Source organism: Streptococcus oralis, from assembly GCF_001579175.1.
GTDB lineage: Bacteria > Bacillota > Bacilli > Lactobacillales > Streptococcaceae > Streptococcus > Streptococcus oralis_O.
In genome coordinates this window covers 4,808-18,740 of record NZ_KQ970759.1, presented here as the reverse complement: position 1 = coordinate 18,740, position 13,933 = coordinate 4,808, and the positions used below count along the sequence as shown (strand labels likewise).

Annotated in this window: 15 protein-coding genes and 1 riboswitch; of the genes, 7 read left to right on the top strand and 8 right to left on the bottom strand. The window is 43.6% G+C overall.

The features are described from left to right. From SORDD24_RS00105 to SORDD24_RS00095, 3 genes are all read right to left on the bottom strand, one after another. Nucleotides 1-1,416 (bottom strand): ABC transporter ATP-binding protein (locus SORDD24_RS00105; protein ID WP_061406492.1); only part of this gene is annotated, 1,416 nt, incomplete at its 3' end. Between the two features lie 206 nt (nucleotides 1,417-1,622). Then, nucleotides 1,623-2,258, bottom strand: a complete 636-nt coding sequence (locus SORDD24_RS00100) for a DUF421 domain-containing protein (protein ID WP_061406490.1) — start codon at nucleotides 2,256-2,258, stop codon at nucleotides 1,623-1,625. Beyond that, nucleotides 2,255-2,710: a DUF3290 family protein gene (locus SORDD24_RS00095; protein WP_061406487.1), complete on the bottom strand. Its 456-nt coding sequence runs from the start codon at nucleotides 2,708-2,710 to the stop codon at nucleotides 2,255-2,257. The genes SORDD24_RS00100 and SORDD24_RS00095 overlap by 4 nt, the downstream gene beginning before the upstream one ends. 134 nt (nucleotides 2,711-2,844) lie before the next feature. On the opposite strand from SORDD24_RS00095, the gene SORDD24_RS00090 reads away from it, so the two are divergent. The 4 genes from SORDD24_RS00090 (at nucleotide 2,845) to SORDD24_RS00075 (ending at nucleotide 6,502) form a co-directional block, all read left to right on the top strand. Further along, complete coding sequence (locus SORDD24_RS00090) at nucleotides 2,845-3,672, top strand: exodeoxyribonuclease III (RefSeq protein ID WP_061406484.1); 828 nt, start codon at nucleotides 2,845-2,847, stop codon at nucleotides 3,670-3,672. A gap of 11 nt (nucleotides 3,673-3,683) precedes the next feature. Further along, on the top strand, nucleotides 3,684-4,070 hold the full coding sequence (locus tag SORDD24_RS00085; RefSeq protein ID WP_001108700.1) for a bleomycin resistance protein: 387 nt from the start codon (nucleotides 3,684-3,686) through the stop codon (nucleotides 4,068-4,070). Between the two features lie 133 nt (nucleotides 4,071-4,203). Beyond that, a riboswitch (purine riboswitch) is annotated at nucleotides 4,204-4,299 on the top strand. Nucleotides 4,300-4,658: 359 nt separating this feature from the next. Next, on the top strand, nucleotides 4,659-5,240 hold the full coding sequence (locus tag SORDD24_RS00080; RefSeq protein ID WP_061406482.1) for a xanthine phosphoribosyltransferase: 582 nt from the start codon (nucleotides 4,659-4,661) through the stop codon (nucleotides 5,238-5,240). Further along, nucleotides 5,240-6,502 (top strand): nucleobase:cation symporter-2 family protein, encoded by a 1,263-nt coding sequence (locus SORDD24_RS00075; protein ID WP_061406479.1) that lies wholly within the window; start codon nucleotides 5,240-5,242, stop codon nucleotides 6,500-6,502. The genes SORDD24_RS00080 and SORDD24_RS00075 overlap by 1 nt, the downstream gene beginning before the upstream one ends. Before the next feature lie 24 nt (nucleotides 6,503-6,526). Here the strand turns inward: SORDD24_RS00075 and SORDD24_RS00070 are convergent, their stop codons facing one another. The 3 genes from SORDD24_RS00070 to SORDD24_RS00060 all read right to left on the bottom strand — a co-directional run bounded on the left by SORDD24_RS00070 (nucleotide 6,527) and on the right by SORDD24_RS00060 (nucleotide 9,679). Next, nucleotides 6,527-6,931, bottom strand: a complete 405-nt coding sequence (locus SORDD24_RS00070; RefSeq protein ID WP_061406476.1) for a PaaI family thioesterase — start codon at nucleotides 6,929-6,931, stop codon at nucleotides 6,527-6,529. Between the two features lie 69 nt (nucleotides 6,932-7,000). After that, nucleotides 7,001-8,482 carry a UDP-glucose--hexose-1-phosphate uridylyltransferase gene (locus SORDD24_RS00065; protein WP_061406473.1) on the bottom strand — a complete coding sequence of 494 codons (1,482 nt, stop codon included), beginning with the start codon at nucleotides 8,480-8,482 and terminating at the stop codon, nucleotides 7,001-7,003. Nucleotides 8,483-8,500: 18 nt separating this feature from the next. Next, on the bottom strand, nucleotides 8,501-9,679 hold the full coding sequence (locus SORDD24_RS00060; RefSeq protein WP_061406470.1) for a galactokinase: 1,179 nt from the start codon (nucleotides 9,677-9,679) through the stop codon (nucleotides 8,501-8,503). Nucleotides 9,680-9,843: 164 nt separating this feature from the next. Here SORDD24_RS00060 and galR point away from each other — a divergent pair, with 164 nt between their 5' ends. Beyond that, nucleotides 9,844-10,848 (top strand): DNA-binding transcriptional regulator GalR, encoded by a 1,005-nt coding sequence (gene galR / locus SORDD24_RS00055; protein WP_061406467.1) that lies wholly within the window; start codon nucleotides 9,844-9,846, stop codon nucleotides 10,846-10,848. Between the two features lie 35 nt (nucleotides 10,849-10,883). On the opposite strand, the gene SORDD24_RS00050 is transcribed toward galR, so the two are convergent. Beyond that, entirely contained in the window at nucleotides 10,884-11,774 is an 891-nt protein-coding gene (locus SORDD24_RS00050) for a cation diffusion facilitator family transporter (protein WP_061406464.1), read from the bottom strand. A gap of 132 nt (nucleotides 11,775-11,906) precedes the next feature. On the opposite strand from SORDD24_RS00050, the gene SORDD24_RS00045 reads away from it, so the two are divergent. Next, on the top strand, nucleotides 11,907-12,461 hold the full coding sequence (locus tag SORDD24_RS00045) for a TetR/AcrR family transcriptional regulator (protein ID WP_061406461.1): 555 nt from the start codon (nucleotides 11,907-11,909) through the stop codon (nucleotides 12,459-12,461). 26 nt (nucleotides 12,462-12,487) lie between these two features. Then, nucleotides 12,488-12,820, top strand: a complete 333-nt coding sequence (locus SORDD24_RS00040) for a hypothetical protein (RefSeq protein ID WP_061406458.1) — start codon at nucleotides 12,488-12,490, stop codon at nucleotides 12,818-12,820. 85 nt (nucleotides 12,821-12,905) lie between these two features. On the opposite strand, the gene SORDD24_RS00035 is transcribed toward SORDD24_RS00040, so the two are convergent. Beyond that, the coding region (locus SORDD24_RS00035; protein WP_061406455.1) for a glycine betaine ABC transporter substrate-binding protein at nucleotides 12,906-13,933 on the bottom strand (1,028 nt) is incomplete at its 5' end.

Sequence of the window (13,933 nt, the reverse complement as noted above, 5' to 3'; positions counted from 1 at the left end):
AAGACTGACTCCCTTTTCACCAATCAACGTATCAAATCCCTGAGGCATGGCTACAATATCTTGGTAAACTTGAGCTAGCTTAGTGGCTTCCTCGACTGTTGAAAGGGGCAAGTTAGGATTGCCAAAACGAATATTGTCTAAAATTGAGGTCGCAAAGAGGAATTGATCCTGAGGGACATAGCCTATGAGACTGCGAAGGTCTGTCAGACGATAGTTCCGAATGTCATGCCCGTTTAGATAAATGGCTCCCTTATCCACATCGTATTCTCGCAAGAGAAGTTTAATCAAGGATGTTTTCCCAGAGCCTGTCTGTCCTACCAAGCCCAGCGTTTGTCCTTTTTCCAAGCTAAAATGAATATCCGTCAGTGTTTCTTCATTTTCAAAGGCAAAGCTGTCAATGGCATATTCCAAGCGCCCATTTTCAATACTGTCCAGAGGAAACTCAGGGTTCTGTACAAGTGATTCCTGAGACAAGAGTTCCTCAATTCGCTGGTAAGAAACCTTTCCTCGCTGAGTGATATTAAAGAGGAAACCGATAGCCATAAGAGGCCAGACCAGCATATCCAAATAGCTGATAAAGGTGACCAGATTTCCAACCGTAATCTGCCCCTCCTGAACCATCAAGGAACCGACCAAAAGGGTTAAAACATAGGACGAACCAACAAACAAGAGAACCATGGGGTCAAAGAGACTATCGTATTTCATGGTTTGGAGGTTCTTTTGGAAGGTCAATTCATTGACTTCCTGAAAGGACTCCAGCTCATCCGCCTGATAACCGAAAGACTTGGTCACTTTGATACCTGATACAGACTCCTGAACCTTGTTATTGAGTTCAGAAAAGGCAGCTTGAGATTCTCCGAAAGCCTTATGAGTCTTTCTCCCTAGACGACTGGTCGCATAAGCCATGAAAGGCAAGGGAAGAATGGCAACCAAGGTCATTTGCCATGAGATGCTAAAGAGCATGGTCAGCAAAGTCACCAGCGCCGTGATGGAAGCATCCACTGCTGACATGACTCCGCCACCCGCTAAACGGGTTAAGGCATTGATATCATTGGTGGCGTGTGCCATCAAGTCTCCCGTCCGATAGGTCTGATAAAAGGCTGGCGACATCTTAGTAAAATGCTCAAACAAGCGAGAGCGCATAATCTGCCCCAGACGATAGGATGTCCCGAGGATATACATGCGCCAAACATAGCGCAGATAGTACATCCCAAAGGCTGCCAGCAGTAGATAAAATAGATTAAGAAGGAGCTCCTGCTGGGTTAATTGACCCGATGTAATGGCGTCAATCACCCGCCCCATGACCATGGGGGGAATGAGATTGAGGACGGAAACCAAGACTAAGGCCACAATCCCGACTAGATAACGGCGCTTTTCTAACTTGAAAAACCACCAGAGTTTTTGAATAATGGACATAAAATCCCTTTCTGATTGCAAATGGAAACCTGAGGCCAAGACTCAATGAAAATCAAAGAGCAAACTAGGAAACTAGCCGCAGGTTGCTCAAAGCACTGCTTTGAGGTTGTAGATAGAACTGACGAAGTCAGTAACCTACATACGGCAAAGCGACGTTGACGCAGTTTGAATTTGATTTTTGAAGAGTACAAGACCCCAGGTTTTTCTTATTCATAAGTTACGACTGAGACGACACCCTTGTCATACTCAGCGATAAAGATATTGGCCACATTGTCATGCCCTTGTTTGCTGAGGTTATCAAGCAGCCATTCTTCGCTCCGACCAATGGTCTCCAAAATTTCAACTTGGATCACACCGTCTGTGACAACAGGATACTTGGGATTCTCATCTCCCATTTGGACTACGATGAGTTGACCGTTCTGCTCCTGCATAGCGCGTTTGACTTGTTTCATTTGGAAAATTCCCTGGCTACGGAGCTTAAGAGCTACGTCCGCTGCTGATAAACCAACCGAACGGCAGGCTTCTGGATCAATCTTCCCATTTTTGATGAGCAGGGTTGGCTTCCCATCAATCAAACGTTTCACAAAGTGAACATTATTATTCAGCCATTTGAGAGTCAAGACCAGAATGGTCCACATGATCAAGATGACTGCATACTGAAGGATACTGATGGCGCTATTGTAAATCACCCCACCGATGATCCCCCCGAGTACATAGTTCTGAATTTGATCTATTGCTGAGTTAGGCGCTAGATTGCCCTTTCCTGTCACATTGATCACGAAAACCAGAGAAAAGAGGCCCAAGGCTAGTTTGATTAAAATTTCGATATAATTGAGTGTCATTTGTTCACCTCCACCAGTTCAATTGCATCTGTTTTATACAATTCCACTTTCTCTAGCAGGTACTTGTCTGGCTCACTACCGTTCAGGGCACGGTAATAGTGATCACCTACCTTGATAAGTGCGCCATCCGTGTCCGCAGAAGTATTAACATAGACCTCTGACTTGTCTACTCCCAATTCTTTGGAAACAAGCTCGATGAAATGAAGTGAAGCTTGAAATTTATTATTAGAAACTTGATTGTTTTGATAAGTCGTGATGCTGACCAAAAGCAGAGCTAATAAGGTCAAAGCTGAAATCATGACCAACTCACGAAATTTAGTCCCCTTTTTATCATGATAAGCCTTGAAAGCTAGAAATCCTGTCACAGCTAATAGGACAATCCCTAAACCAATCATGATACCATTTTGCTGACTGATTTGGCTGAGTACATAGTCGTAAGAATAGAATTTCATGTATTTTCACTCCCTTTCATAAAATCATTCTTACATTATAAACAAAAGAAGCCGATTTTTCAAACCATACGTTGGGGAAATGCGCCTTTTTTTGGTATAATATAGTCTGTAATCTGAATGAAAAAGGTAACTTTATGAAACTCATCTCATGGAATATCGATTCCCTCAATGCAGCCCTAACGAGCGACTCAGCTCGTGCAAAATTGTCCCAAGAAGTTCTACAAACCTTGGTAGCCGAAAATGCTGATATTATCGCTATCCAAGAAACCAAGCTTTCTGCAAAAGGGCCTACTAAGAAACACCTAGAAGTACTTGAAGAACTCTTTCCAGGTTATGAAAACACTTGGCGTTCCTCTCAAGAACCTGCCCGCAAAGGCTATGCTGGAACCATGTTCCTTTATAAGAAAGAACTCACACCAACAATCAGCTTCCCAGAAATCGGTGCCCCTTCTACCATGGACTTGGAAGGCCGCATCATCACCTTGGAATTTGATGCATTTTTCGTAACGCAAGTTTACACTCCAAATGCTGGCGATGGTTTGAAACGCTTGGAAGAACGCCAAGTCTGGGATGTCAAATACGCTGAGTATTTGGCTCAACTAGACAAAGAAAAACCAGTCCTTGCAACCGGTGACTACAACGTAGCCCACAAGGAAATCGACCTTGCAAATCCTGCCAGCAACCGCCGTTCGCCTGGATTTACCGACGAGGAACGTGCTGGTTTTACCAACCTTTTGGCAACTGGATTTACTGACACTTTCCGCCATATTCACGGCGATGTCCCAGAACGTTATACCTGGTGGGCGCAACGCAGCAAGACTTCTAAAATCAACAATGCAGGCTGGAGAATCGACTACTGGCTCACTAGCAACCGCGTGGCTGACAAGGTGATCAAGTCTGACATGATTGACTCGGGTGCGCGTCAAGACCATGCGCCGATTGTATTGGAAATTGAACTTTAAGGATTTTCACGATGAACTACAATGCAGTTATTCCCGAGTTTGTTGTAAGTGATTTAGAACAGTCCCGTTCTTTCTACTGCGACTTGCTCGGTTTTAGGATCGAATACGAGCGTCCAGAAGAAAACTTTCTCTTTCTTTCTCTTGAAGAGTGTCAGCTAATGCTAGAGGAAGGAACCCCCGAGGAACTGGCTAACCTTACCTACCCTTTTGGAAAAGGTGTCAACCTATCCTTTGGTATAAAGGATGTCCCACAACTTTATCAAAAAGTGACCGAGGCCAACTATCCTATTTATCGTCCTTTGACTAAACGAACATTTCGTGTTGGGGATCATTATATCTATCCTCACGAATTTGCAGTTTTGGATCCAGATGGTTATTTTTTAAGATTTAGCGAATAGAAGAATAAAAGGCTACAATACTTTCTAGCGTTGCAGCCTTTTATTCGTTCGCTTTTATGATCTATTTACTAACAAAATATTTGATTTATAAAGCTAATTGGTGTAAAATAAAAACATTGGCAGTAGCCTATTTAAATTTGAATATCATTTTACTTTTTTATGTCGTGAATTGGCACGACGTTTCTACAAGGTGCCGGAACACCTAACAATGAGTATGTCAGCTGAAGGTATGGTGTTGGCCATGCCTATTTTGGGGACTTACTTAAGGGATTAAGTAGGTCCTTTTTGAATATTTTTATCAAAGTACGCCTTTAAGTGTAAACTAAATATTTTTAATATTTCCCTTAATTAGTGCGGACGGGAGCAACTTCCTTCGGAATTTCATCCCTAATTTTTGAACCCAAAGTCTCAAAAATTCCGTCATAGACAATAACAAGATTATTGTCTATGATACCACTACAGCGGGAAATATCTAGTAAAACTCGCTTCGCTCACTCTAGTATTATACGTATACAGTACTAGCAAACTGGTTCACTATAGAAACAGTTAACCAACAAGTAAACTGACTTTTAGACTTTAGGAGGTCTTATGAAATTATTAGAAGAGCGCATCCTTCAGGATGGGCATATCTTGGGTGACAACATCCTCAAGGTAGATTCCTTTTTAACCCACCAAGTTGACTTTAGCTTGATGCGAGAGATCGGTAAGGTATTTGCGGAAAAATTTTCTTCTGCTGGCATTACCAAGGTTGTAACGATTGAAGCTTCAGGGATTGCCCCAGCTGTTTTTACAGCTGAAGCCTTAGATGTTCCCATGATTTTCGCAAAGAAAGCTAAAAACATCACCATGAACGAAGGCATCTTGACTGCTGAGGTTTACTCCTTTACCAAGCAGGTGACGAGCACAGTTTCCATCGCTGGGAAATTCCTCTCACCTGATGACAAGGTCTTGATTATCGATGATTTCCTAGCCAATGGACAAGCTTCCAAAGGCTTGATCCAAATCATCGAACAGGCCGGAGCAAAAGTCGAAGCCATCGGTATTGTTATCGAAAAATCATTCCAGGATGGTCGTGATTTGCTCGAGAAAGCTGGCTATCCAGTTCTTTCACTCGCTCGTTTGGAACGTTTTGAAAACGGTCAGGTCGTATTTAAGGAGGCAGATCTCTAATGCAACAACAAGAAAAACACTCGCAAGCAGCCGTTCTTGGCTTACAGCACCTTCTCGCAATGTACTCAGGCTCTATCCTAGTTCCTATTATGATTGCGACAGCTCTTGGCTATTCAGCTGAGCAATTGACCTACCTAATCTCCACAGATATCTTCATGTGTGGGGTGGCGACCTTCCTCCAACTCCAACTCAACAAATACTTTGGTGTTGGACTTCCAGTTGTTCTCGGAGTTGCCTTCCAGTCGGTTGCTCCCTTGATTATGATTGGTCAAAGCCACGGTAGCGGTGCTATGTTTGGTGCCCTTATCGTATCAGGAATCTATGTAGTTCTGATTTCAGGTATTTTCTCAAAAGTGGCCAATCTCTTCCCCTCTATCGTAACAGGATCTGTTATTACCACGATTGGTTTAACCTTGATTCCTGTAGCTATTGGAAATATGGGAAATAACGTCCCAAAGCCAACTGGTCAAAGTCTCTTGCTTGCAGCCATCACTGTTCTGATTATCCTCTTGATCAACATCTTTACCAAAGGATTTATCAAGTCTATCTCCATTTTGATTGGTCTGGTTGTCGGAACTGCCATTGCTGCCACTATGGGCTTGGTTGATTTCTCCCCTGTTGCGGCAGCACCACTTGTCCATGTTCCTACTCCCCTCTACTTTGGGATGCCAACCTTTGAAATCTCATCGATTGTCATGATGTGTATCATCGCAACGGTGTCTATGGTTGAGTCGACTGGTGTTTACCTAGCCTTGTCTGATATCACGAAAGACCCAATCGACAGCACACGCCTGCGCAACGGTTACCGCGCAGAAGGTTTGGCCGTACTTCTCGGAGGAATCTTTAACACCTTCCCTTACACAGGATTTTCACAAAACGTTGGTTTGGTTAAATTATCAGGCATTAAGACTCGCCTGCCAATCTACTACGCAGCTGGTTTCCTGGTTCTCCTTGGACTCCTTCCTAAGTTTGGTGCCCTTGCCCAAATCATTCCAAGCCCTGTCCTCGGTGGTGCCATGCTGGTGATGTTTGGTTTTGTATCTATTCAAGGGATGCAAATCCTCGCTCGTGTTGACTTTGCTAACAATGAACATAACTTCCTTATCGCAGCAGTCTCCATCGCTGCAGGTGTCGGACTCAACAACAGTAATCTCTTCGTTAGTATGCCGACAGCCTTCCAAATGTTCTTCTCAAACGGAATCGTCGTAGCAAGCATACTCGCCATTGTACTCAATGCCGTATTAAATCGGAAAAAGAAATAAAAAAGAGGTTCTATCCTCTTTTTTCTATATCCTCACCTGTCTGTCTTCAGACCGCTGACCTGTGACAAACATGGTGAAGGTTGCTTTGCAGACATTTCTGCCTTCTTGATTGGTGATATCAACATCTACCACACAGGTTGTGCGTCCATGATGGACACATTCTCCTTTAATGGTCAGTACATCGTCGAGTTTTCCTGCCTTAAGGTAGTTGATAGAGGACTGGAGCGTCACTCCATCAAGCCCCAGCGAGATAACCACCAAACCACTGATCTGGTCACAAAGGGTAAAGAGGTAGCCACCATGGGCATTGCCATAGTAGTTGAGCGACGAGTCCACTACTTTTGTCGTTACCACAACATAACCATCTCTCATTTTTTCTATTTCGTAATTTTCAAAGGCAGATATAGCATCAAAATGAAAATCTTTCATCGTTTCCTCCTGATAGTTCAAACGACACTATGATACTACTTTTTATAGGACTGTGCAAGGAGAAAGCTCCTAGTCTGGCAAAATTCCGACCTGCTCAACAAAACGCATAAAAGCTGCCTGTCCTTGTTCCGTCTGCTTGTATACTCCTGCATCCTCCAAAACACGTGCAAAAATAGCACCCACAGAGTCCTTGACGATTTCAAGGGCTTTTTCTTTATCTGCTAGGTCCGGATGTTGGGCTTTGAGCTGGTCTGCCCATTCTTGATGATAGTCGGCAACTATATCATCATCTCCCACGAGGTAGCTAGCAACCTGCTCCACTTCCGCTTTCAGACGAGGTGGCAAAATAGCCAAGCCCATGACCTCAATCAAGCCGATATTTTCCTTCTTGATATGTTGAACATCCTTGTGGGGATGATAGATACCATCAGGATGCTCTGGTGATGTCTGATTGTCCCGCAAGACCAAGTCCAACTCAAACTGTCCATCGCGTTTACGGGCAATGGGTGTAATGGTATGGTGTGGTGTCCCGTCTGTCTCTGCCAAAATCTGTACTTCAGGGTCTGAATATTGCCGCCATTCCTGCAAAATCTTATCCGCCAAGTTGATCAAATCTTCTTTTGAATCCGAGGTCAAACGTAGCACTGACATAGGCCACTTGACAATCCCAGCCTTGACCTGTTCAAAACCAGCAAATCGGAAAGTCTTTTGCAAGGGAGCCAATTCCATAGGAAATACGTGACGGCCTCCCTGATAGTGGTCATGGGTGAGAATAGAGCCCCCTACGATTGGCAGGTCAGCATTAGATCCAGCAAAATAGCCCGGAAACTGCTCTACGATCGCCAGCAGACGCTCAAAGCTCTGACGGCTGATAGCCATGGGACGATGCTGACCATCTAAGAAGATACAGTGCTCATTAAAATAAGCATAGGGCGAATACTGGAAGCCCCACTCCTGACCCGCCATTTCAAAACGGATAATGCGGTGATTGCTGCGAGCTGGGTGGTTGACCCGACCATGATAGCCCTCATTCTCTAGACAAAGCTGACACTGGGGATAATTGCTAGCTTGCACCAACTTGGCTGCTGCAATCTCTTTTGGATCCTTTTCAGGCTTAGAGAGATTGATGGTAATCTCTAGTTCACCGTAGTCAGACGGAACACGATAAGCAATATTCTTTGCGATAGCCTTTAGTTTGGTGTAGTCATTTTTCTGACTGAGTTGGTAGAAGTCTGCAATTGCCTGCTCTGGTGACTGGGCATAGGTTGCCCAGAAGTCACGATTAACCTGACTTGGACAAGGGGTCACCAAGTCCATCAATTCAGCACCGAGGATTTCACGCGCAGTCTGACTATCCTCAATCGTCTCTAATCGAACCGCTTCCTCAACAAGCTGGTCCTTGAGGTCAATCAACTCATCTAGATCAGTCTCAACTTCCAAAACACCTTCACCCACTCGCGCCAAAACACGATTGGTTAGGTAAACTCGATCCATTTCTTCAAAAGCACTTTCAGCAATAACGTGTGTTACAAATTTATCTACTAAGGTCACTATAAAGCCTCCTTTTAACTAGTCAAGGACGCGAGTGCCACCTGCAACTTCAGCGATATAGAAGCTTGGAGCGTATCCAACGACTTCCTCATAGTGCTTGCCTACAGCTTCTTTAAAGGCCTCAACTGTATCTTTTTGCACCAAAGCAATAGCACATCCGCCAAAACCTGCCCCTGTCATACGAGCACCGAGAACACCTTCTTGTGCCCAAGCTGTGTGGACAAGAGTATCCAATTCCAAGCCAGTTACTTCATAATCATGCTCAAGAGAAACGTGAGATGCATTCATCAAGCGACCAAATGTTTCCAAATCACCTGCTTGAAGAGCTGCTTGTGCTTTGAGGGTACGTTGGTTTTCAAGCACAGCATGGCGAGCACGTTTCAAACGATTTTCGTCTTTAATCAGGTAGCTGTATTGGTCAAAAGCCCACTCATCTAATTCACCCAAGGTCTGAATATCCATGGCAACTTGCAATTCTTCCACAGCTTTTTCACACTCAGCACGGCGTTCATTGTACTTAGAGTCCGCCAATTCACGACGTTTGTTGGTGTTCATGATAACAACAACATTGTCCTTCAAATCAAGTGGCACCAAGTCGTATTCTAGAGTGTTAGTATCTAGGTAAATAGCACGTTGGTCTGCCCCCATACCGATGGCAAACTGGTCCATGATACCAGAGTTGACTCCGATAAAGTTATTTTCTGTTTGTTTTCCGATTTTAACCAAATCCAAACGGTCTAGTTTTAGATCAAAGAGATACTCTGCCACGACCCCTGTCAAGAGTTCCAAGGATGCAGATGATGACAAGCCTGCACCATTTGGGATATTTCCATAAACATAAAAATCAAAACCTTTGTCAATGACATGGCCAGCTTCTTGCAAGAAATGAAGAACCCCTTTTGGATAGTTGGTCCAGCTGTGCTCTTTTTCAAATTTGAGGTCAGCAAGAGGCACTTCGATAATGCCCTTGTCCTCAAAGTTGGCTGAGTAGAAACGCAAAACTTGGTCGTCACGTTTTCGAGCCACTCCATAGGTTCCCAAGGAAATAGCCGCCGGAAAAACGTGCCCACCGTTGTAGTCCGTGTGTTCACCAATTAGATTGATGCGGCCAGGTGAAAAGAAGGTTTGGTCTGCTTCTTGACCAAAAACGGCAAGAAAGTCTTTACGAAGTGCTTCAGCAGTAAGATGTTGTGTCATATGAATTCTCCTTTGACTGTCCGTTAAGTCACCTTAACGTGTAATCGTTTTCTTCTATTGTATCCAAGGCTTTTGCCAAGGTCAATCCTTTTTACTAAAGTTTTACTAAACTATCGGTAAAAAGAAGAAAAATATGATATACTAACTTAAAAGGAGGAGGACTTATGGCTACCTTAAAAGACATTGCACAGCTAGCTTCTGTCTCTATCGCGACCGTATCCCGTGTCCTCAATCGCGACCAGAGTCTATCTGTCACAGAAGAAACCAGACACCGTATTTTAACTGTCGCTGAAGAACTGGGCTATACCAAGCACCTCAAGACAGGCGAATCCCACAAACCCAAGCAAAAGATTGCCATTATCCAATGGGTCAGCGAGCAGGGGGAACTAGACGACCTCTACTACTACCAGATTCGTCTAGGGATTGAAAAAAGAGCCCAAGAATTGGACTATGATATCTTGCGCTATTTTAACGACCATCCTTTTACTCTGAGCGAAGAGGTAATCGGAATACTCTGTATTGGAAAGTTCAGCCAATCACAGATTTCTTCCTTTGAAGAATACCAAAAACCCCTAGTCTTTTTAGACAGCGATACACTTTCATTGGGACATACCTGTATTATCACTGACTTTTACACTGCTGTAAAACAAGTTGTCGATCACTTCCTCAGTCAAGGGCTGGATCGTATCGGGATTCTCACCGGCCTTGAAGAAACAACCGACCAAGAAGAAATCATTCAGGATAAACGTCTCGAACATTTTAAAAACTACTCTCTATCAAAAGGTATCTACAATGACAAACTGGTCTTTAAAGGTAGCTTTACTGCCCAGTCTGGGTATGACTTGATGAAGGAGGCTATTCACAAGTTGGAGGATCAACTCCCTCCAGCATTTTTCGCGGCCAGCGATAGTTTAGCCATCGGTGCTCTCCGTGCTCTCCAAGAAGCTGGAATCAGCCTACCAGACCGCGTCAGCCTCATTTCTTTTAATGACACTAGCCTGACCAAGCAGGTCTATCCTCCCCTTTCTAGCGTCACAGTCTATACTGAGGAGATGGGCCGAGCAGGTATGGATATTCTTAACAAGGAAGTTCTCCATGGTCGGAAAATTCCTAGCCTAACCATGCTGGGAACTAGACTGACATTGAGAGAAAGTACCAGGAATGAATAGGATATCAAAACGACCTCAATAAGAGGTCGTTTTCTCTAGTGATGATGAGCATGGTTCTGCTCTAAGGCTGTTATCCTCCGCTTATGTTGCGCATGATTGCTTTGACTGCTATCTACTTCAATAGTAATATTCTGCACGCCTCTTTCTTCTAGGAGTTGACGCACTGCTTCTTTAGTCTCTATCATCTGCTCCCAATCCTCGATACAGAGGTGTACAATGGCGTCATTTTCCAGACCATCCATGGACCAAATACTGAGTTGATTTACACTTTTAACATTAGTTAGCCTTACTAACTCTTTCTCTAGCTTAGCAGTCTCGATACCTTCAGGCACCGCATCTAAGAAAATCTTAAGGGTAGACCAAAAGCGAGGAATGGCTTTCCAGAGAATAAAGCAAGAAATCAAAAGCGATAAAAGCGGATCAAGAAAATACCAGTCAGTGACATACAAAATACCAGCAACCAGAATGACCGCTAGCCAACCCAGAATATCTTCTAGAAAATGCAAGGTCAGGATAGCTTCGTTCTTGGTCTGACCCTTACGAACGACCAAACTAGCCAAGAGATTGATAAGAATCGCAAGAAACCCCAACCACAGCATCCCTTGGTAGTTGACAGGTTGGGGGGATAGGAGGCGAGGAATATTCTCCAAGAGCACCATGACAGATCCTGTCAAAAGGATCAAGGCAGTCAGCATGGCACCTAGCAGGCTGAAACGTTTGTAACCAAGAGTGTAACGTTTGTCTTCCTGACGATTGGAAATAGTTTCCAAACAAGCTGAGAAGCCTATGGCAAGGGCATCACCCAAATCATGAACCGCATCCGCTAATACAGCGCTTGAATTGAAGATGACCCCAAAAATAAATTCGATAACAGAAAATGATAGATTCAAGAAAAAAGCTAACCAGATAGATGTTTTAGAACTCATTTCTCCCCCTCCTTTGGTATAATGGGTATATACATACTTCTTTCATTTGTATTATCTAATAAAATCCAAAGAAAGGATAGAAGCAAACTGTCAGTCTTATTCAGTTCTGAACAGTTAGCCTCAAGTGTCTATATGCAAAAAAGAGATCGTCGGGTTAGCAAGACGAAAAAAGCCATCTATCAAGCTTTTCTACAAGTTTTGAACGACAAGGGCTATGCTGCTACTACTGTCCAAGATATCATTGACTTGGCAGATGTTGGGCGCTCGACCTTTTACTGTCACTACGAGAGTAAGGAACTGCTTTTAGATGAACTCTGTCGCTACCTCTTTCATCATCTCTTTGAAAGAGAAGGACACCTTACTACCGAGGACTACCTCGCCCATATCTTTTTACATTTTCAGAAAAACCAGGACCATGTCACTAGTCTTCTTTTTTCAAAAAATGACTACTTTCTCCGCCAACTACACAAGGAACTTGAACACCATGTTTACCCCATGGTAGCGGAGGATTTGCAAGTGGCCTATCCGAACATACCAGCCTCCTACCTCAAACATTTTGTAGTAACTAATTTTATCGAAACACTGACCTGGTGGCTAAAAAAAGGAAAATCTTATCCAGAAGACCAAGTAGTGAGATTTTACTTAGATGTGATTGAGATGACTTCTACAACTCCACTTGATAACTAAGCCTGTAACTCAGAAAGGAACCAACTATGTTAACTTCGATGATTCTAGGAATACTAACGATTGTACTAGCTCTCGGTTTTTCACTTCTCCATCTCGCTGCTGCTTTCGCAGCCATGAAACAAAAGAACTACAGTTTGGGAAACACGTGCATCTTGGTCGGCAGTTGCATCACTTCTCTGGCTCTAGCTATCTTTTACTTCGTCCCACTGGCAACCATTCTACTATGGATTGTGGGTTCGAGTATCGTCTGCTATGGTGCCTACTGGAACGGGCGACAAAAAGGCTCTCACAACATATCGCATCATATTGTGAGGGTAGCACTAGCAATTTTAATTACGCTCCTCTTTATCTTACTCTAACATTAAAAATCCCATCTCGAATTATAGACGAGATGGGATTTTGTCTGCTAAAGAAGGGTGCTAGTGGCTACCACTGACTTTCCTTTTATTTCTTCAACAAACCTTGTTCTTGTAGAAATTCTTTGGCTACTTGTTCTGCTGACTTGCCTTCAACACCGACTTGGTAGTTGAGCTGGCTCATCTGGCTTTCAGTAATTTTACCAGCCAATTTATTGAGAACTTTCTCCAACTCAGGGTGTTTCTTGAGAAGAGCTTCTTTCATCAGAGGAGCCCCTTGATAAGGTGGGAAGAGTTGCTTGTCATCTTCCAAGACCTGCAAATCATAACGCGCCAATTCTGCATCCGTCGAATAGGCATCCGTAATTTGAATATCGCCTGACTGAATTGCCTGATAGCGAAGAGCTGGCTCCATGGTCGCTACGTTGAGATTGAGACCATACATTGATTGCAAGCCCTTATTGCCATCCTCACGGTCATTAAACTCCAGAGTAAACCCAGCCTTCAGCTGCCCTTCCACTTTTTTCAAGTCCGAAATGGTCTTCAAGCCATATTCTTGAGCAATCTTTTTCGGAACAGCTACAGCATAGGTATTTTGATAAGACATTGGTTTGAGATAAGCTAGATGATCCTGTTTGGCAATGCCATCACGCGCCACTTGATAAACCTGATCTGGCTCATGACTCACTTTCGGTGATGGCTGAAGCAAACTTTCAGTCACCGTACCCGTAAATTCAGGATAGATGTCAATATCGCCTTTTTTCAGAGCTTCATAGAGGAAACTTGTTTTCCCAGAATTCGGCTTAACAGTCGCAGTCATACTGGTATTTTCCTCAATCAGCAACTTATACATATTGGCCAAAATTTCGGGTTCCGGTCCTAATTTTCCAGCAATCACCAAGTTTTCTTTCTCTTTTTGAGCCAAAAGGGCTGGACTATAAGACAGACCGAGCAATATGGTCACCAAGGCAAAACCAGAGAAAATCGTCCGCAATTTTGCTTTTTCCATCACTTTTAGTAGGAAGTTAAAGGCAATGGCAAGCACTGCAGAAGAAAGTGCCCCAATCAAAATCAGACTGGTATTATTGCGGTCAATTCCCAAAAGGATAAAGGAAC

Bases quoted from the DNA above. Each gene is read 5' to 3' on its own strand.
- SORDD24_RS00100 (WP_061406490.1), bottom strand. From the start codon at position 2,258: ATGACACTCAATTATATCGAAATTTTAATCAAACTAGCCTTGGGCCTC.
- SORDD24_RS00095 (WP_061406487.1), bottom strand. From the start codon at position 2,710: ATGAAATTCTATTCTTACGACTATGTACTCAGCCAAATCAGTCAGCAA.
- SORDD24_RS00090 (WP_061406484.1), top strand. From the start codon at position 2,845: ATGAAACTCATCTCATGGAATATCGATTCCCTCAATGCAGCCCTAACG.
- SORDD24_RS00085 (WP_001108700.1), top strand. From the start codon at position 3,684: ATGAACTACAATGCAGTTATTCCCGAGTTTGTTGTAAGTGATTTAGAA.
- SORDD24_RS00080 (WP_061406482.1), top strand. From the start codon at position 4,659: ATGAAATTATTAGAAGAGCGCATCCTTCAGGATGGGCATATCTTGGGT.
- SORDD24_RS00075 (WP_061406479.1), top strand. From the start codon at position 5,240: ATGCAACAACAAGAAAAACACTCGCAAGCAGCCGTTCTTGGCTTACAG.
- SORDD24_RS00070 (WP_061406476.1), bottom strand. From the start codon at position 6,931: ATGAAAGATTTTCATTTTGATGCTATATCTGCCTTTGAAAATTACGAA.
- SORDD24_RS00060 (WP_061406470.1), bottom strand. From the start codon at position 9,679: ATGACACAACATCTTACTGCTGAAGCACTTCGTAAAGACTTTCTTGCC.
- galR (WP_061406467.1), top strand. From the start codon at position 9,844: ATGGCTACCTTAAAAGACATTGCACAGCTAGCTTCTGTCTCTATCGCG.
- SORDD24_RS00050 (WP_061406464.1), bottom strand. From the start codon at position 11,774: ATGAGTTCTAAAACATCTATCTGGTTAGCTTTTTTCTTGAATCTATCA.
- SORDD24_RS00045 (WP_061406461.1), top strand. From the start codon at position 11,907: ATGCAAAAAAGAGATCGTCGGGTTAGCAAGACGAAAAAAGCCATCTAT.
- SORDD24_RS00040 (WP_061406458.1), top strand. From the start codon at position 12,488: ATGTTAACTTCGATGATTCTAGGAATACTAACGATTGTACTAGCTCTC.